General features: G+C 73.4%; 19 protein-coding genes. 12 read left to right on the top strand and 7 right to left on the bottom strand.

Features of this window, described 5'->3' with window-relative positions; all coding sequences use genetic code 11:
• Positions 1-8: 8 nt before the first annotated feature.
• A complete protein-coding gene (locus OG373_RS22230; protein WP_405439865.1) occupies positions 9-602 on the top strand; it encodes a DUF4291 domain-containing protein in 594 nt (197 codons plus the stop codon).
• Positions 603-620: 18 nt separating this feature from the next.
• On the opposite strand, the gene OG373_RS22225 is transcribed toward OG373_RS22230, so the two are convergent.
• Positions 621-1,163 (bottom strand): DoxX family protein, encoded by a 543-nt coding sequence (locus OG373_RS22225; RefSeq protein WP_397736912.1) that lies wholly within the window; start codon positions 1,161-1,163, stop codon positions 621-623.
• A gap of 179 nt (positions 1,164-1,342) precedes the next feature.
• Between OG373_RS22225 and OG373_RS22220 the strand changes: the two genes are divergently transcribed.
• Positions 1,343-2,164, top strand: a complete 822-nt coding sequence (locus OG373_RS22220; RefSeq protein ID WP_405439864.1) for a hypothetical protein — start codon at positions 1,343-1,345, stop codon at positions 2,162-2,164.
• A 72-nt stretch (positions 2,165-2,236) separates the two neighbouring features.
• On the opposite strand, the gene OG373_RS22215 is transcribed toward OG373_RS22220, so the two are convergent.
• Positions 2,237-2,797 carry a peroxiredoxin-like family protein gene (locus OG373_RS22215; protein ID WP_405439863.1) on the bottom strand — a complete coding sequence of 187 codons (561 nt, stop codon included), beginning with the start codon at positions 2,795-2,797 and terminating at the stop codon, positions 2,237-2,239.
• Between the two features lie 69 nt (positions 2,798-2,866).
• Between OG373_RS22215 and OG373_RS22210 the strand changes: the two genes are divergently transcribed.
• Positions 2,867-3,484 (top strand): TetR/AcrR family transcriptional regulator, encoded by a 618-nt coding sequence (locus tag OG373_RS22210; protein WP_405439862.1) that lies wholly within the window; start codon positions 2,867-2,869, stop codon positions 3,482-3,484.
• Positions 3,485-3,600: 116 nt separating this feature from the next.
• Complete coding sequence (locus OG373_RS22205) at positions 3,601-5,244, top strand: DNA repair helicase XPB (RefSeq protein ID WP_397736918.1); 1,644 nt, start codon at positions 3,601-3,603, stop codon at positions 5,242-5,244.
• Here OG373_RS22205 and OG373_RS22200 read toward each other — a convergent pair.
• Positions 5,202-5,969: a glycosyltransferase 87 family protein gene (locus OG373_RS22200; protein WP_405439861.1), complete on the bottom strand. Its 768-nt coding sequence runs from the start codon at positions 5,967-5,969 to the stop codon at positions 5,202-5,204. The two genes, OG373_RS22205 and OG373_RS22200, sit on opposite strands and share 43 nt — an antisense overlap.
• Before the next feature lie 82 nt (positions 5,970-6,051).
• Entirely contained in the window at positions 6,052-6,237 is a 186-nt protein-coding gene (locus tag OG373_RS22195) for a hypothetical protein (RefSeq protein ID WP_397736922.1), read from the bottom strand.
• 366 nt (positions 6,238-6,603) lie between these two features.
• On the opposite strand from OG373_RS22195, the gene OG373_RS22190 reads away from it, so the two are divergent.
• The gene (locus tag OG373_RS22190; protein WP_405439860.1) at positions 6,604-8,667 is read left to right on the top strand and encodes a HelD family protein; all 2,064 of its coding nucleotides are present in this window, start codon (positions 6,604-6,606) and stop codon (positions 8,665-8,667) included.
• 131 nt (positions 8,668-8,798) lie between these two features.
• On the opposite strand, the gene OG373_RS22185 is transcribed toward OG373_RS22190, so the two are convergent.
• Positions 8,799-9,485 (bottom strand): copper homeostasis protein CutC, encoded by a 687-nt coding sequence (locus tag OG373_RS22185; RefSeq protein ID WP_405439859.1) that lies wholly within the window; start codon positions 9,483-9,485, stop codon positions 8,799-8,801.
• Positions 9,486-9,614: 129 nt separating this feature from the next.
• On the opposite strand from OG373_RS22185, the gene OG373_RS22180 reads away from it, so the two are divergent.
• The 3 genes from OG373_RS22180 (at position 9,615) to OG373_RS22170 (ending at position 12,948) form a co-directional block, all read left to right on the top strand.
• On the top strand, positions 9,615-10,283 hold the full coding sequence (locus tag OG373_RS22180) for a hypothetical protein (protein WP_397736928.1): 669 nt from the start codon (positions 9,615-9,617) through the stop codon (positions 10,281-10,283).
• A 54-nt stretch (positions 10,284-10,337) separates the two neighbouring features.
• Positions 10,338-11,558, top strand: a complete 1,221-nt coding sequence (locus tag OG373_RS22175; protein ID WP_405444152.1) for a Cmx/CmrA family chloramphenicol efflux MFS transporter — start codon at positions 10,338-10,340, stop codon at positions 11,556-11,558.
• A gap of 118 nt (positions 11,559-11,676) precedes the next feature.
• Positions 11,677-12,948 (top strand): serine hydrolase domain-containing protein, encoded by a 1,272-nt coding sequence (locus OG373_RS22170; protein WP_405439858.1) that lies wholly within the window; start codon positions 11,677-11,679, stop codon positions 12,946-12,948.
• 10 nt (positions 12,949-12,958) lie between these two features.
• Here OG373_RS22170 and OG373_RS22165 read toward each other — a convergent pair whose 3' ends face one another.
• Both OG373_RS22165 and OG373_RS22160 read right to left on the bottom strand, forming a co-directional pair.
• A complete protein-coding gene (locus OG373_RS22165; protein WP_397736932.1) occupies positions 12,959-13,228 on the bottom strand; it encodes a DUF4031 domain-containing protein in 270 nt (89 codons plus the stop codon).
• 7 nt (positions 13,229-13,235) lie between these two features.
• Positions 13,236-13,610, bottom strand: a complete 375-nt coding sequence (locus OG373_RS22160; protein WP_397736934.1) for a hypothetical protein — start codon at positions 13,608-13,610, stop codon at positions 13,236-13,238.
• A gap of 100 nt (positions 13,611-13,710) precedes the next feature.
• On the opposite strand from OG373_RS22160, the gene OG373_RS22155 reads away from it, so the two are divergent.
• The 4 genes from OG373_RS22155 to OG373_RS22140 all read left to right on the top strand — a co-directional run bounded on the left by OG373_RS22155 (position 13,711) and on the right by OG373_RS22140 (position 17,634).
• Positions 13,711-14,664, top strand: a complete 954-nt coding sequence (locus OG373_RS22155) for a MurR/RpiR family transcriptional regulator (protein WP_405439857.1) — start codon at positions 13,711-13,713, stop codon at positions 14,662-14,664.
• A gap of 83 nt (positions 14,665-14,747) precedes the next feature.
• Positions 14,748-15,683, top strand: coding sequence for an N-acetylmuramic acid 6-phosphate etherase (gene murQ / locus OG373_RS22150; protein ID WP_405439856.1), 936 nt, complete (start codon positions 14,748-14,750; stop codon positions 15,681-15,683).
• A gap of 23 nt (positions 15,684-15,706) precedes the next feature.
• Entirely contained in the window at positions 15,707-17,230 is a 1,524-nt protein-coding gene (locus tag OG373_RS22145; RefSeq protein WP_405439855.1) for a PTS transporter subunit EIIC, read from the top strand.
• A 17-nt stretch (positions 17,231-17,247) separates the two neighbouring features.
• The gene (locus tag OG373_RS22140; RefSeq protein ID WP_405439854.1) at positions 17,248-17,634 is read left to right on the top strand and encodes a hypothetical protein; all 387 of its coding nucleotides are present in this window, start codon (positions 17,248-17,250) and stop codon (positions 17,632-17,634) included.
• Positions 17,635-17,643: the final 9 nt, after the last annotated feature.

The following is a 17,643-nucleotide window of genomic DNA, read 5'->3' as shown; positions in this document are numbered from 1 at the left end:
CTGTGCTCATGTCCGACGACGTACCGAACCGCCAGATCCGCGCGGCGCACACCGGCACCACCATCACCGTGTACCAGGCCTACTCACCGGCGCTCGGGGTGCCGGCCGCCCGCGACGGACACTTCCCGCCCGACTGGAAGCGGGAGCGGATGACCTGGATCAAGCCGTCGTTCCTGTGGATGATGTACCGCTGCGGCTGGGGGTCCAAGGCCGGCCAGGAGACGGTGCTCGCGGTCGAGATCACCCGTGAGGGCTTCGACCGGGCGCTGCGGGACGCCTGCCTGTCCCACTACGCGCCGGGCGTGCACGCGGACCGGGCGGCCTGGAAGGAAGCCCTTCGCGGGGCGCCCGCCCGGGTCCAGTGGGACCCGGAGCGGGACCTTCGGCTGAACCCGCTGCCGTACCGGTCGCTCCAGCTGGGCCTGTCCGGTCCGGCGTCGCGTGCTTACGCGGACGAGTGGACGGTCGGCATCCGTGATGTGACCGGGCTGGCCCGGGAGATCCGCGGCCTGCTCGGGTCCGGGGACGAGGCGGCCGCGCGGGCCCTGCTGCCCGCGGAGACCCCGTACCCGGCCGGGCCGCTGCCGCATCTGGGTGCGTAGACGGCCCGGCGGGGCGGTTCAGTCCCGGATGATCAGGACGATGAATCCCGCGACGACGCCCACCAGCAGCGCGAGCAGGGAGTAGCGGGGCCGGGACTCGCGCAGCACGGGGAGGTAGTGGTCGACGGCGAAGCGTCCCGGGCCGGTGAGGGTGAGGGCGACGACCGCGGCGAACAGCACCACTTCGAGCTCCACGCCCTTGGGCGGGAAGTACGCGCTCAGGCCCCGGACGTCGAGGACGTTGATGAAGATGCCGGTCAGGGCCGCTCCGGCGAGCGGGGTGAGCAGGCCGAGGGCCAGACCGAGGCCGCCGAGGGTCTCGGAGAGCCCGGCGATGACGGCCATGGCGTCGCCGGCGGGGTAGCCGGCCATCGTGAAGCCCTTGCCGGTCGCGGTGAGGCCGGGACCGCCGAACCAGCCGAAGAGCTTCATCGTGCCGTGGCCGACCATGCTGAGGCCGACGACGAGCCGGAGCAGGAGCAGGCCGGTGTCGTGGGTGATGGTGGTGGCGGGAGCCGAGGAGGTGCTGAAGAGCGTGCGGTCCCAGCTTGTCTGCATCATGAGGGTCCGTTCCGAGATCGCCTGGCAGCGACGGCCACCGTACGACGCCCGCCCACGACACCCCGGCGCAACATCACCGGCCCGCCCCATCGGCCCTGCCGTCTACCCGTTCGGCCGTAGAACGACTGGACACAACCGCGGCGAGGGGCGCCCCCGGCGGTCCGTTACGCTCACGCACCATGCCTGACCTGCCTCCTTTCCACAGCACCATCATCGACGCGCTCATGGACCACGCCGGCCGGGCGACGCTGCCGTTCCAGCGGGCCAACCGGGCCGAGCAGCACGCGACGGCCTTCTGGTTCAACGAACTCGTCGAGGAGACCGACGAGGGTGCGGCCGTCCGGCAGTACCTGGTGACCGCGGGCGAGCGGACGCGGTACGACATGGCCGAGTTCACGCTTCGGCCGGAGCTGTGCGCACCCGCGATGAGCGCGGAGAAGTTGGCGATGACCGGCTTCGCGGAGGGATGGATCCACCTCGGGGACCTGGGCGTGGCGGTCATGCCCGACACCCCGCTGTACGCGTACGCCGCACGCAAGGGGTGGAGCTGGACGACGGACGAGGTCACCGACGGTGTCGCGGCGACGGAGGAGGACATCGCCGCCCTCGACGGGGCGCCGGTCCCCGCCTACCTGCTGGGCCACGTCGACGACGACGTGGACGGCCCGCGGGGGCAGGCCGTGGTGGTCGGGGAGATCGTGCGCACCGACGAGGACGGCGTCCGCTGGCTCGGAACCCTGCCGCAGGGGTGTGTGGGCGCGCCGGTGTTCATCGGCGCCGGTCTCGGCGAGAACAGCTTCAAGCTGGTCTGCGTCGGGGTGGCACTGCCGGGCGAGGGCCCGCACCCGATCGCCACCTTCGACCGTATCCGCGCCGCCCTGCTCAGCGTCGCCCCGGAGCGGCGCGACCTCGCCCCCGTCGTCACGGTCACCGCCACCACCACCGCCCCGGAGCCCGGGTCCGTCGAACCGAAGCGTCGCTGGTGGCGGCGGCGCGGCTGACACGGGCCGCAAAGTCGATGGGCACGAAGGGCACGAAGGGTACGAAGGGCACGAAGGGCTGCTGAGCATGACTCACGCCGGGACGGTACGTGCCTCCGCCGCCAGGGTCAGCAGCTTGTCCACCGGCCACTGGTCGTCCGCGTGCACCCCGTACCCGGCGGCCAGGACGCGCCCGTCCGACGCGATCAGGAAGTCCGCCGGCAGGCCGAGGCGCCCGCCGTCCTGGACGAGCGTCGGCGGCTTCGCCCGGCGGCGCAGGATGTCGAGGGTGCCGAGGGCGATGGCCCGCCAGGCGCGCGCGGCCAGCAGGGCGCGGGGGGACGTTTCGACGCCGAACTCCGCGTACAGCCGCTTGCGGGGGTCCGCGATCACCGCGAAGGGCAGGTCGGCGACGTGCTCGCGCAGTTCGTCGGCGCCGGAGTGGAAGACCACGACCTCCCGGATCCCGGCGGCTGCTATCTCGTCGTGCCGCCGCACCACCGAGCGCAGGTGCAGATGGCAGATGGGGCAGCCGGCGAACCGGCGGAACTGGAGGTGCACGAGCCGTTCGGGGTCGGGGACGGCGACGGGTGCGCCGTCCACGACGGCGGTGAGGGTGCGGGGACGGACGGTGGCACCGGTGTCGAGCTGCACAGGGGTCTCCTCGGTAGGCGTATGCCATACACCTACAGCGTAAGCGTATGTCGTACGCTGTCAATCACCATGCCGCGCCCCCGATCGCTCACCCCGGACCAACTGGCCGCCGCCGCCCTCGCCGTGATCGACCGCGAGGGACTCGCAGGACTGTCCATGCGCGCCGTCGCCGTCGAACTCGGCATCAGCACCATGGCCCTGTACCGGTACGTCGCGGACCGCGGGGAGCTGGAGGCCCTCGTCGTCGAACTCGTCCTCGGCGCCGTCGACAGCACCCCGCCGCCCCTGACGGCCGGACCCTGGCGCGCCCGCGTCACTCTCCTCGTCGACCGGATGCGGGACACCGTCGGCGCACACCCCGCCGTGCTGCCGCTGACCATGACCCACCGGCACCGCTCCCCCGCGGTGCTGCGCTGGGGGGAGACGGTCCTCGGAGTGCTCGGCGAGGCCGGACTGGGGGCCGAGCAGCGGATCATCGCCCTGCGGGCCCTGCTCGCCTACGTGATCGGCGCGATCCAGCAGGAACACCTCGGTGCCCTCTCCGGCGCGGGCACCGCCGCGATCGCCGAACTCCCGGCGGACGAGTACCCGTACCTGACCGAGGCGGCCCTCGGCGCCCGCTCCCTCACCCGGGACCGCGAGTTCCACGGCGGCCTCGCCCTGCTCCTGGACGGCCTGGGCCGCTGACCCGCCGGGCGCCTGACCGGGTGCCCCGGCCGGTGCCCCGCCGAAGCGCCGTGTTCCCAGCCTCCGCGCCGTACGGCACACTGGAGGTTTGACCTGAATGAAACGGGGCGCCGCGCGTGAATGGTCCACTCATCGTCCAGAGCGACAAAACCCTCCTCCTCGAAGTCGACCACGAGCTCGCCGGAGCCGCCCGGCGCGCCATCGCCCCCTTCGCCGAGCTGGAGCGGGCTCCCGAGCACATCCACACCTACCGGATCACCCCGCTCGGCCTCTGGAACGCCCGGGCCGCCGGGCACGACGCCGAGCAGGTCGTCGACGCGCTCGTCGAGTTCTCCCGCTACCCCGTCCCGCACGCACTCCTCGTCGACGTCGCCGAGACGATGGCGCGCTACGGCCGCCTCACCCTCAGCAAGCACCCCGTCCACGGGCTGGTGCTGACCAGCACCGACCGGCCGGTGCTGGAGGAGATCCTGCGGTCCAAGAAGGTCGCCCCGCTCGTCGGTGCGCGGCTCGACGCCGACACCGTGGCCGTGCACCCCTCCGAGCGCGGGCAGATCAAGCAGACCCTGCTCAAGCTGGGCTGGCCCGCCGAGGACCTCGCCGGTTACGTGGACGGCGAGGCGCACCCGATCGACCTGGCCGAGAACGGCTGGGCCCTGCGCCCCTACCAGCAGCAGGCCGTCGAGGGCTTCTGGCACGGCGGCTCCGGCGTGGTCGTGCTGCCCTGCGGCGCCGGCAAGACGCTGGTCGGCGCCGGAGCCATGGCGATGGCCAAGGCGACGACGCTGATCCTCGTGACGAACACCGTCTCGGCCCGCCAGTGGAAGCACGAGCTGGTGAAGCGGACCTCGCTGACGGAGGACGAGATCGGTGAGTACTCCGGCACCCGCAAGGAGATCCGGCCCGTCACCATCGCCACGTACCAGGTGCTGACGACGAAGCGGAAGGGTGTCTACCCGCACCTGGAGCTCTTCGACTCCCGGGACTGGGGTCTGATCGTCTACGACGAGGTGCACCTGCTGCCCGCGCCGGTCTTCAAGTTCACCGCCGACCTCCAGGCGCGCCGCCGGCTCGGCCTGACCGCGACGCTGGTGCGCGAGGACGGGCGGGAGTCGGACGTCTTCTCGCTCATCGGGCCGAAGCGGTTCGACGCCCCGTGGAAGGAGATCGAGGCGCAGGGCTACATCGCGCCCGCCGACTGCGTGGAGGTCCGGGTCAACCTGACGGAGTCGGAGCGGCTCGCGTACGCCACCGCCGAGACGGAGGAGAAGTACCGCTTCTGCGCGACGACGGCGACGAAGCGGAAGGTCACCGAGGCGCTCGTGGCCAAGCACCGCGGTGAGCAGACCCTGGTGATCGGCCAGTACATCGACCAGCTCGACGAGCTGGGCGAGCACCTGGACGCGCCCGTCATCAAGGGCGAGACCTCCAACGCGCAGCGCGAGAAGCTCTTCAACGCCTTCCGTGAGGGCGAGATCAGCGTGCTGGTCGTCTCGAAGGTCGCGAACTTCTCCATCGACCTGCCCGAGGCCACCGTCGCCATCCAGGTGTCGGGCACCTTCGGCTCCCGTCAGGAGGAGGCGCAGCGCCTGGGCCGCGTGCTGCGGCCGAAGGCGGACGGCCACGAGGCGCGGTTCTACTCGGTCGTCGCGCGCGACACGATCGACCAGGACTTCGCGGCGCACCGCCAGCGGTTCCTCGCCGAGCAGGGGTACGCCTACCGGATCATGGACGCCGACGAGCTGCTGACCAGCGACTGACCCCGGCAGGCCCGGGCCGCGAGGACGGTCAGCAAGGGCGCGCACCACACCCACAGCGGCGGCCAGTCCAGGACGAGGGCCCGGGCGGCGGCGGGCAGTTGCCCGGTCCAGAAGGCGGCGGAGGCCTCCGGGAGGACCAGCAGCCCGAGCAGGGCGGTAGCGGCCGAGGCCGCCAGGGCCGTGAGCCCGGCCCGGACGTGGCGGGTCAGCAGGAGGTACGCGGCGATGGCCGCCGGGGCGAGGGTGATCCCGGCGGCGACGCCCAGCGCGAAGCCCTTGCCGAGGGCCGAGCGGGGCCGGCCGAGGTCCCACAGGACCAGGCAGGCGAAGGCCAGGTTGATCTGGCCGGGCAGCGGGGCCTGGAACAGCGGTTGCAGCCACAGCCCCACGATGGTCGCGGCCAGCACGGGCCCGGGCCGGGACCGCAGTCCCGCGAGGCGGCAGGACAGCGTGACCAGGAGCGCGAGCAGACCGGCGTTGCCGAGGACGAGGAAGGCCTTCAGCGCGCCGGCCGGCAGCCACGCGGCCGGCGTGAACAGGATCGCCGCGAACGGCGGATACGTGGCGGGCGGCCCCCACTCGGCGGCGGAGAAACCCTCGACGAACGCGTCGGCCACCGGAATGCGCAGGGCGATGCAGAGCACGCCCAGCACCAGCAGCGAGCCGGTCAGCAGCACATCGGCGAGAGGCGACGGCGAGCGGCTGGGAACGGGGCTCCGGGTCACCCGCGTGACCCTAGTGGATCAGGTGGACGCGCTGCGCGGCCCTGCGCGGGGCCTGCCCGGGCCTGCGCGGGCGGGGTGCAGGTCAGTGACGTATGACGCCCGCGTCCTCGGCGTATTCGCCGAGGACGACGACGCTGACGGCGGTCGCCGCGAAGATCCTGACGGCGCGCAGCATGCCGCCGAGGCCCTGGCGCGGACGGGAATCGGAGGTGTCGGTGGCGCCGCTAGGGCGGCGGCCCTGGATCGGGGTGAAGGTTGCGGTGCTCATGGATCCATGGTGCGTTTTCGCGCCGCCCCGCACATCGCTCCCGGGAGGGAACCTCACGGGTCCCCGGGTCCTCCTCCCGTCGCATGCGCACCCCTAGGGGAGCTACCGAGGTCTGACACTCCCCGGTATGACGCCCGCTCCGGACCACCCGGCGCCCCTCGATGCTCCTCCCTGACGCCCCTGCCACCGCCCTGCCGCCGTCCCTGCCGCCGCCCCGCCGCCACGCGTTAATCCATTCGCGCCGCACCGCACCGGTGGCTAGAATCTCCGCTCTTGCCGCCTCCCGCCGCCTCATCGGGGAGAGCCGCCCTCCGGCCGGAAACCGGCGGGCCATCTGTTCCGCACCCAGCAGCTGGAGGCAGTTCCGTGCCCGCGCACGCCCCCGAGACCACGCACGACGACCCGCTGGGCCGCGAACGCGCCCACCTCACCGCCTCGCGTTCCGCACTGCGCGCCATGCGCGAGGACGTCGAGGCCCTCGACATCCGCGACGTCACCGCGAACTGGGTCAACGCGATCGTCCTCCAGGCCCAGATCGACGACCGCATCAAGGCCCTCGCCGACCTCGCCCACACTCCGCTCTTCTTCGGCCGCCTGAACTACCTGCACGCACCCGGCTCCGAGCTCGCCGAGGGCGCGGAGGGAGAGCAGTTCTACATCGGCCGCCGCCACGTCCACGACGCCGGCGGCGACCCCATGGTCATCGACTGGCGCGCGCCCGTCTCCCAGCCCTTCTACCGAGCCTCCAAGAAGGACCCGCAGGACATCTCCCTGCGCCGCCGCTTCGGGTACACCGGCGGCGAGCTGACCGCGTACGAGGACGAGCACCTGTCCGACCCCGCCGAGGCGGCCGCGGTCAGCAAGCTGCTCCAGCAGGAGATCGAGCGCCCGCGCGTCGGCCCGATGCGGGACATCGTCGCGACGATCCAGCCCGAGCAGGACGAGATCGTCCGCTCCGGGCTGTCCGGCTCCGTCTGCGTGCAGGGCGGCCCCGGCACCGGAAAGACCGCGGTCGGCCTGCACCGGGTCGCGTACCTGCTCTACGCGCACCGCGACCGCCTCGCCCGCACCGGCACCCTCGTCATCGGGCCGAACCGTTCCTTCCTCCACTACATCGAGCAGGTCCTGCCCGCCCTGGGCGAGCTGGAGGTCAAGCAGGCCACCGTCGACGACCTGGTCGCCCGCCCCGGCCTGGAGGTACGCGGCACGGACGCGGCCGAAACCGCCGTGGTCAAGGGCGACGCCCGGATGGCGGAGGTGCTGAGCCGTGCGGTCCGCGCGCACGTCGGCCGCCCCACGGAGCCGCTGATGGTGGTCCGCGGCTCGCGCCGCTGGCGGGTGCCCGCGTACGAGCTGGAGGAGATGGTCGCGGAACTCCAGCAGCGCGACATCCGCTACGGCGCCGCCCGCGAGGCACTGCCGCAGCGCATCGCGCACGCGGTGCTCGTACGGATGGAACAGGCGGGCGAGGCTCCGGACGACCGGGTGCAGGACGCGGTGGCCCGCAACGCGGCCGTGAAGGCGGCGGTGAAGGAGATCTGGCCGCCCGTCGAACCGGCGAAGCTGGTCCTGCGCCTGCTGTCCGACCCCGAGTTCCTCGCTCTGCACGCGGCGGACGTCCTCACCGAGGACGAGCAGAAGCTGCTGCTGTGGCCGAAGCCGTTCCGCAGCGTGAAGGCGGCGAAGTGGTCGGCAGCCGACCTGGTCCTGATCGACGAGGTGGCCGACCTGGTGGAGCGGACGCATTCGCTGGGTCACGTGGTGCTCGACGAAGCCCAGGACCTGTCGCCGATGCAGTACCGGGCGGTCGGGCGGCGCTGCACCACGGGCTCGGCGACGGTCCTCGGCGACCTCGCGCAGGGCACCACCCCGTGGGCCACGCGCAGCTGGGACGAGGCACTCACGCACCTGGGCAAGCCGCAGGCGGTCCTGGAGGAGCTGACGGCGGGCTTCCGCGTGCCGCGCGAGGTGATCGCCTACGCCTCCCGGCTGCTCCCGTCGATCTCCCCGGGCCTGGCCCCGGTCTCCTCGGTCCGCGAGACCCCGGGGTCGCTGCGGATCGCGGCGGTCGCGGACCTCGACGCGGCAGTGGTCGCCGCGTGCCGTGACTCCTTGGCGTACGAGGGCTCGATCGGCCTGATCACGGCGGACGCGCGGATCCCGGTACTGGCCGAGGCTCTGCTGGCGGCGGGGCTGCCGTACCTGTCCCCCGGCGAGGAGACGACCGCGCAGTCCCGGCTGACGCTGGTGCCGGCGTCGCTGGCGAAGGGTCTGGAGTACGACTACGTGGTCCTGGACGAGCCCGCGGCGATCGTGGACGGCGAGCCGGACGAACGGACGGGCCTGCGCCGGCTGTACGTCTGCCTCACCCGCGCGGTCTCGGGCCTGACGGCCCTCCACTCGGCCCCGCTGCCGACCGCCCTGTCCTGACCTGCGGGTCCGCTCCTGGGGCTCCGCCCCAGACCCCGCGCCTCAAACGCCGGCGGGGCTGGTGCGGGCCGGCCTTCGAGGCGCGGGGTTCGGGGCGGGGACCCGGTGTGTTTCGGGGGCGGAGCCTCCGGTCAGGACAGGGCGGCGCGCCATTCCGCGACGGCCGCCGCCGAGACGGGCCGGTCCCACCCGGAGGGACGGGCCGCACCGCCGATGTGGAACGCGTCGATCCCGCCCGCCCGCAGCACCGGCAGGTGCGCCAGCGTCAGGCCGCCGCCCACGAGGATCCGCGCCCCGTACCCCGGCTCGCCCCCGCGCGCCGCCTCCGCGAGCAGCACCGGCAGCCCCGCCTCCACACCCGTCGGCGAGCCCGCCGTCAGGTACGTGTCCAGCCCGGGCACATCGGCCAGCGTCTTGCGCAGCTGGTCCCGGTCCGCCGCGCGGTCGATCGCCCGGTGGAAGGTCCAGGGGCAGCCGTCCAGCTCCGCGACGACCGCCTCGACGGCGGCCAGGTCGGGGGTGCCGTCGGCGTGCAGGAAGCCGAGGACGAACTCCTGCGCACCCTCCGCGCGCAGCTCCCGCGCCGCCCGGACCAGGTCGGACACGTCACCGGCCGCGAAACCGTCGGTCCTGCGGAGCATCACGCGCAGCGGGATCCCGACGGCCGCCCTGATCGCCGCGAAGGTCTCGCGCGGCGGGGTGAGCCCGTCGGCGGCCATGTCGGTGACCAGTTCGAGTCGGTCCGCCCCACCGGCCTGGGCCGCGACCGCATCCTCCACGTCGAGGGCGATCACCTCCAGGAGCGCACGGTTGCTCATTCGATCCCATCCTTCGGAAAGCAGCTCGGAAAACCGGGGAAACCAGATAAATAGGTCTAGTCCAATATTCAGGGTACGGGGCTCCCCCCGCCCTTCACCAGCACAATCACGCCACCCCACAATGTGCCCATGGACACAGGCACCCCGCGCAGCGACACCGCCGATCTCCGGGCCCGCTGGCACGCGACCGTCACCGCCGCCGGCGCCCCCGCCGACCGCGACCCCGCCCCCTACGCCGACCGCCTCCTCGCCGCCTGGGCGGAACCGCAGCGCCGGTACCACACCACCGCGCACCTGGCCGATGTCCTCGCGCGGATCGACGTACTGGCCCCGCACGCCGCCGATCCGGCCGCCGTGCGGCTCGCCGCCTGGTTCCACGACGCCGTCTACCGCCCGGACCGCTCCGAGAACGAGGAGCGCAGCGCCGCCCTCGCCGAGCGCGCCCTGCCCGAGCTCGGCATCGACCCCGCGCGCACCGCCGAGGTGGCCCGGCTGGTCCGGCTCACCGTCACCCACGACCCCGCCCCCGGCGACACCGACGGCGAGGCCCTCTGCGACGCCGACCTGGCCGTCCTGGCCGGATCACCCGACGCCTACGCCGCGTACGCGGCCGCCGTCCGCGCCGAGTACGGCTTCGTCCCCGACGACGCCTTCCGCACCGGCCGCGCCGCCGTCCTGCGCCAGCTCCTCGACCTGCCGCGGCTCTTCCGCACGCCCTACGGAGCCACGCACTGGGAGGCCCCGGCCCGGGCCAACCTCGCCGCGGAACTCGCCGCGCTCACCGACCGGGGAATTTGATCGCGTTCGCGCTGGTTGGTGACAGGCATGCCCGCAGCAGCCGCACGCCCCCGCATGCCCGTCGCCGTGTATGTCCTCGGCCTGTCCGTCTTCGCGCTCGGCACCAGCGAATTCATGCTCTCCGGGCTGCTGCCACCCATCGCCGAGGACATGGGCGTCACCATCCCGCAGGCGGGCCTGCTCATATCCGCCTTCGCGATCGGCATGGTCGTCGGGGCACCGCTGCTGGCCGTCGCCACACTGCGGCTCCCCCGCCGCACCACTCTCGTCTCCCTGATCAGCCTCTTCGGCCTCGGGCAGGTCGCGGGCGCGCTGGCCCCCTCGTACGAGCTCCTCTTCGCCTCCCGCGTGGTCTCCGCGCTCGCCTGCGCCGGTTTCTGGGCCGTCGGCGCGGCCGTCGCCATCGCCATGGTCGACAAGGACCAGCGGGCCCGTGCGATGGCCGTCATGATCGGCGGCCTGTCCATCGCGAACGTCCTCGGCGTCCCCGCCGGCGCCTTCCTCGGCGAGCACCTGGGCTGGCGCTCCGCCTTCTGGTCGGTCGGCGCGGCCTCCGCGATCGCCCTCTTCGGCATCCTGGCGCTGATCCCGAAGATCCCGCTGCCCGCCGAGAAGCCCTCGCTCGCGCGCGAGCTGCGCATCTACCGCGACCGCCAGGTGTGGCTCTCCATCGGCATCACGGCGCTGGCCGCGGGCGGCGTCTTCTGCGCCTTCAGCTACCTCTCACCGCTGCTCACGGACGTGGCCGGGCTGGACTCGCAGTGGGTCCCGTGGATCCTGGGCCTCTTCGGCATCGGCGCGCTGGCCGGCACCACCGTCGGCGGCCGGGTCGCCGACGCGCACCTGTTCGGCGTGATGATCTGGGGCATCACCGCCTCCACCGTCTTCCTCGGCGCGCTCGCCCTGCTGGCCTCCACGGCCGCCGCGGCGGTGGCCCTCGCCTTCCTGCTCGGCTTCTCGGCCTTCTTCACCGCCCCGGCGCTCAACGCCCGCATGTTCAACGTGGCCGGCGCCGCCCCGACCCTGGCCGGTGCCACCACCACGGCCGCCTTCAACCTCGGCAACACCGGTGGCCCCTGGCTCGGCGGCACCGTCATCGACGCCGACCTGGGCTTCGCCGCCACCGCCTGGGCGGGCGCCGCCATGACGGTCACCGCGATCGCCCTCACCGTGCTCGCCCTGCGCCTGGACCGCCGTACGCGGCCGCGCACGACCCGCGTGGTCGCCACGGGCGGCGCCGCCGCGACCCCCGCCGAGGAGCCCGCCCGCGCCTGACCGCGGTCCCGGCCGCACCGCGGTCCCCGGTCGCCGCCCCTGACCCGGCTTCCTACGATGGGATGGTCCGCTCGGGGACAGGGCACCGCTCGGGGACGTGCGTCAGAGGGGATCCGCCATGGGCCGGTACCGCACGCCCACCGTCCTCGCAGCCGCCTCCCTGCTGCTGACCGCGCTGTGCGCGGGCCAGGCCCCCGCGGCCACCCCGCCGGGCCGGGTCGACATCGACCCCGTCATCGCCGAGCAGCTCGACGACGCGATCACGGCGGCCATGCGCAAGGCCGCCGTCCCCGGTGTGGGCGTCGGCCTGTGGATCGACGGCAACGACTCCTACGTGCGCGCCTTCGGCACCGCCGACAAGGCCACCGGCACCCCCATCAAGACCGACATGCACACCCGCATCGGCAGCGTCACCAAGACCTTCGCCATCACCGCCGCCCTCCAGCTCGTCGACGACGGGAAGGTACGGCTCGACGCGCCGATCTCGACGTACCTCGACGGCGTGCCCGGCGGCGACAGGATCACCGTCCGGCAGCTCGCCGACATGCGCAGCGGCCTCTACAACTACACGGAGGACCCGCGCTGGACGGCCACCTTCAAGGCCGACCCGCACCGCGCCTGGACCCCGCAGGAGCTGCTGGACATCGCCTTCGCGCACCCCGCCGTCTTCCCGCCGGGCGCGCGCTGGGAGTACTCCAACACCAACACCGTCGTGCTCGGCCTGCTCGTCGAGAAGATCAGCGGGCAGCCCCTGCACACCTACCTGAAGCAGCACGTCTTCGAACCGGCCGGACTGGAGGCGACCTCGCTGCCGACCGGCGCGGAGATCGCGTCCCCCTACGTGCACGGCTACACGAACTTCACCCCGGACGGCGCGACCGTCGACGCCTCCACCTGGAACCCGTCCTGGGGCTGGGCGGCCGGCGCGATGATCTCCACCATGGACGACCTGCGCTCCTGGGTCCCGACCCTGGTCACCGGGCGGCTGCCCGACGGCGGCCGCCTGCTGGAGCAGGGCACCCAGGCCCAGCGGCTGCGCATGCTGCCCACCGGGCACCCCGACGTGGGCTACGGGCTCGGCATCGCCGAGCTCGACGGCTGGATCGGCCACAACGGCGAACTGCCCGGCTACGAGACCATCGCCGTCCGGCTCCCACAGGCCCGCGCCACCCTGGTGATCGTGGTGAACTCCGACATCGACGGAAAGTTCGGCAGCCTGAGTTCCCTCATCGCCAACACCGTCACCAAGATCGTGACGCCGGAGCACGTCTGGGAGCTCCCGCAGCCGGCCCAGCCCAACACCGTCCCCGAGCCCTCCGCACCGAAGCCGTCGCCGTCGACGCCCGCCCCGGCCCCGGCCCCGGCCCCGGCCCCGGCCCCGAGCACCTGAGGGACGGACTTCAGGCGGCCGGCCGGCCCTTCGGGCGGCGCAGTCCCGCCGCGGTGAGGCGGCGGACGAGTTCCTTGCTGCCGATCTCCACCGCCCCGGCGTCGACCGCGTCCGCGTACCGGTAGGACGGCACGTCGTAGTGGTCCCGCTCGAAGGCCCGCGGCGGACACCCGATGCCCGCCGCGAAGGCGTGCAGCTCCTCGTACGAGACGTCGCTGACCAGGTGCGACCACATGCGGCCGTGGCCCGGCCAGGTCGGCGGGTCGATGTAGACGGTCACCGGCGGCTCATCGCCGGCCGAGGACGGGGCCCAGGCCGCCGATCGCGGCCACCTTCACGCCCGCCTCCGAGCAGACCCAGTGCGGGTCGGGTCCCAGCTCCGGCTCCACGTCCAGCGCGTGCGGGTCTCCGTGGTTGCAGACCGGGCACAGCGGCCAGCGTCCGTACTTCTCCAGCAGTGCGTCCTTCACATCCTGGGCGACGAGTCCGGCAAGGTAGTCGACCCCCTCCGGCCACTGCTCCACCCACCACCGGCGGTGCGTGACCGAGTCCTCGACGAGGGAGACGACATCGGCATCGGCGACCTCGCCGGCAGCGAGATCGGCGAGAACGAGGGCACGGGCGACGTGCAGCGCCTGTTCCAGGGGAGTCGCGTGGTCCATGCGCCCATTGTGGACCCGTTCGGGGCCCCTGACGAAGGCCCTCTTTCCGAGGGCCCAATGGCGGATTGACCGGAGCCACCCCTGAAAATAAGTTTCAGAGGTGAGCCGGAATCCGAAGGAAACTTCCAACACCCCCGCGCCCCCCACCGCCACGGCTCCGCCGCCCCACGCACTCCGGGCCCGGATCCGCGGTCTCGGCCCGTCCCTGCCCCGTTCCGTGCAGGCCGTCGCCGACGCCGTCGCCGCCGACCCCGCCACCTGCGCCCGGCTCACCGTCTCCGCCCTCGCCGAGCACACCGGCACCAGCGAGGCCACCGTCGTGCGCACCGCCCGCCTCCTCGGCTATCCCGGCTACCGCGACCTGCGCCTCGCGCTCGCCGCCCTCGCCGCCCGGCAGGAGTCCGGCGCCGCTCCCGCCGTCACCGTCGACATAGCCGTCGACGACCCCCTCGCGGACGTCGTCGCCAAGCTCGCCCACGAGGAGGCGCAGACCCTCACCGACACCGCCGCCGCCCTCGACCTCACCCAGCTCGCCGCCGCCGTCACCGCCCTCGCCACCGCCCGCCGCATCGACATCTACGGCGTCGGCGCCTCCGCCCTCGTCGGCCAGGACCTCGCCCAGAAGCTGCTGCGCATCGGCCTCGTCGCCCACGCGCACAGCGACCCCCACCTGGCGGTCACGGGCGCCGTACAACTGCGCCCCGGCGACGTCGCCGTCGCGATCACCCACTCCGGCACCACCGGCGACGTGATCGAACCGCTGCGCGTCGCCTTCGGTCGCGGCGCCACCACCCTCGCCCTCACCGGCCGCCCGAACAGCCCCGTCACCCGCCACGCCGACCTCGTACTGGCCACCTCCGCCGCCCGCGAGACCCGGCTGCGCCCGGCCGCCATGTCCAGCCGGACCAGCCAGCTGCTCGTCGTCGACTGCCTCTTCGTCGGCGTCGCACAGCAGACCTACGACACCGCCGCACCCGCCCTGGCCGCCTCGTACGAGGCCCTCACCCACCGCCACAGGTCCGGCCCCGCCACATCCGGCCCCTCCGGCGCTTGAGGAGCGGGGTCCGGGGCGGAGCCCCGATCTCGAAGCTCGGCCCGCGCAGCACCCGCCACCCGCCACCCGCCCGGGAGCCACCCATGACCGCCCACGCAGAACTCCGCGCCCAGCTGGACACGCTCACCACCGAGGCCTTCCGCCAGGACCTCGCCGAGATCGACCGGCTGTCCACCCTCGACATCGCCCGCACCATGAACGCCGAGGACGCCACCGTCCCCGCCGCCGTCGCCGCGCAGCTCCCGCGGATCGCCGCCGCCGTCGACGCGATCGCCGAGCGGATGGCCCGCGGCGGCCGGCTCGTCTACGCGGGCGCCGGCACGGCCGGCCGGATGGGCGTCCTGGACGCCAGCGAGTGCCCGCCGACCTTCAACACCGACCCCGCCGACGTCGTCGGACTGATCGCGGGCGGCCCCACCGCCATGGTCAAGGCCGTCGAGGGCGCCGAGGACTCCGAGGAGCTGGCCGCCGAGGACCTCATCGCGCTGGAGATCGGACCGGACGACACGGTCGTCGGCATCTCCGCCTCGGGCCGCACCCCGTACGCGATCGGCGCGGTCGAGTTCGCCCGCATGCGCGGCGCGCTCACCGTCGGGCTCTCCTGCAACGCCGGATCCGCCCTCGCCGCGGCCGCCGACCACGGCATCGAGGTCGTCGTCGGACCCGAACTCCTCACCGGATCCACCCGCCTGAAGGCCGGCACCGCGCAGAAGCTCGTCCTCAACCTCGTCTCGACCATCACGATGATCCGCCTCGGCAAGACGTACGGGAACCTCATGGTCGACATGCGCTCCTCGAACGAGAAGCTGCGCGCCCGCGCCCGCCGCATCGTCGCACTGGCCACCGGCGCTCCCGACGAGGAGATCGAGGCCGCCCTGACCGCCACCGGCGGCGAGGTCAAGAACGCCGTACTCGTCGTCCTCGGCGGGGTGGACGGCCCGACGGCCGCCGAACTGCTCGCCGCCTCGCAGGGCCACCTGCGCGCCGCCCTCGAACTCGCCCTCGCCCACACCCGCTGACCCCCGAGCCAAGGCGATCCCACATGTCCACTGACAAGAACCGCGCCACCGCCGCCGCGATCCTTCCGCTGGTCGGCGGCCCGGACAACATCACCTCGATCGCGCACTGCATGACCCGCCTGCGCATCTCGCTGCGCGACCGCTCGCTGGTCCAGGACGAGGCCCTGCGCGCCCTCCCGGCGGTCCTCGGCGTGGTCGAGGACGACACATACCAGATCGTGCTGGGCCCGGGCGCCGTCGCCCGCGTGACCCCCGAGTTCGAGGCACTGGTCGAGGAGGGCCGCTCGGCCGCGCCGGTGGCCCCGGCCGCCCAAGCCGCCCAAGCCGCCCAAGCCTCCGGCGCGATTACCGCAGAGGCCCTCGCCGCCCAGGGCGCGGCGCTGAAGGAGGCTCAGAAGGCCCGCAACGCCACCCCCTTCAAGCTGTTCCTGCGCCGCATCGCGAACATCTTCGTCCCGCTGATCCCGGCCCTGATCGGCTGCGGCATCATCGCCGGGCTGAACGGCCTGCTGACGAATCTGGGCTGGGTGCCGGCCGTCGTCCCCGCCCTCGCCGCCATCGCGTCCGGCTTCATGTCCCTGATCGCGGTCTTCGTCGGCTACCACACGGCCAAGGAGTTCGGCGGTACGCCGATCCTGGGCGGTGCGGTCGCCGCGATCATCGTGTTCCCGGGCGTCGCGAAGATCGACGCCTTCGGCCTGGAGCTCAAGCCGGGCCAGGGCGGCGTCCTCGGCGCGCTCGCCGCCGCCCTCCTCGCCGTGTACGTGGAGAAGTGGTGCCGCAGGTGGGTGCCGGAGGCCCTGGACGTCCTCGTCACCCCCACCCTCACCGTGCTGATCTCGGGCCTCGTCACCGTCTTCGGCCTGATGTACCTCGCCGGTGAGGCCTCCGCCGCCATCGGCACCTTCGCGAACCGGCTCCTCGCCGGCGGCGGCGCCTTCGCGGGCCTGGTCCTCGGCGGCCTCTTCCTCCCCCTCGTGATGCTCGGCCTGCACCAGGCCCTGATCCCCATCCACACCACCCTCATCGAGCAGGACGGCTACACCGTCCTGCTGCCCATCCTCGCCATGGCGGGCGCGGGCCAGGTCGGGGCGGCCATCGCCGTCTACTACCGGCTCCCGCGCAACGGCTCGCTCCGCGCCACCATCAAGTCCGCGCTCCCGGCCGGTTTCCTGGGCGTCGGCGAACCGCTGATCTACGGCGTCTCCCTGCCGCTCGGCCGCCCCTTCGTCACCGCCTGCATCGGCGGAGCGGCCGGCGGCGCCTTCGTGGGCCTCTGCCACCAACTGGGCGTCGCCTTCGGCTCCACCGCCATCGGCCCCTCCGGCTGGGCCCTGTTCCCGCTGCTCGACGGCAGGTCGAGCGCGGGCATCACCCTCGCGATCTACGCGGGCGGCCTGCTGGTCGGCTACCTGACGGGCTTCGTCGCCACCTACTTCTTCGGCTTCACCCGCCGGATGCTGGCCGACCTCGACACCGACCCGGACCCGGCCCCGGACACCACCACCGCCGCCGAAGCACCCCCGCAGGAACGCATCCCGGCCTAGGCCGCCATGCTGTGCGGATGCTGCTCCCCGCCGAAGCCGTCGCCGCCACGACCCGTATCGACGTCGTACGCATCACCGACGGTCCCGAGCGGCACGGCGACCCGATGACCGGGCCCGTCGTGGGCCAATGGGAGGGTCCCGCCGTCGCGGAGATGCTCGCGGCCGTACGGAAGATCCCCGCCGCCGACCTCACCATGTGCGGGTTCGCCCCCGGCTGGGGCATCCGCGCGTACGCCGACCCGGCCGGACCGCCGCTCTACGAGGCCGCGTTCTGCTACGGCTGCGACATGGCCTGGCTCTGGGGCCCCCGGGTCCCGGAGCCGCTGCACCGCCAGACCTTCGCCTCGGACTCGCCCTACGCGCTGTTCCTGCGCATGCGCATGCGCGCCGCGGGTCCGCAATGATGCAGAGAT

It is taken from the genome of Streptomyces avidinii (assembly GCF_045161815.1).
Lineage (GTDB): Bacteria > Actinomycetota > Actinomycetes > Streptomycetales > Streptomycetaceae > Streptomyces > Streptomyces avidinii.
The sequence above is the reverse complement of the archived record's forward strand: the minus strand, read 5'-3'. Positions and strand labels throughout refer to the sequence as shown.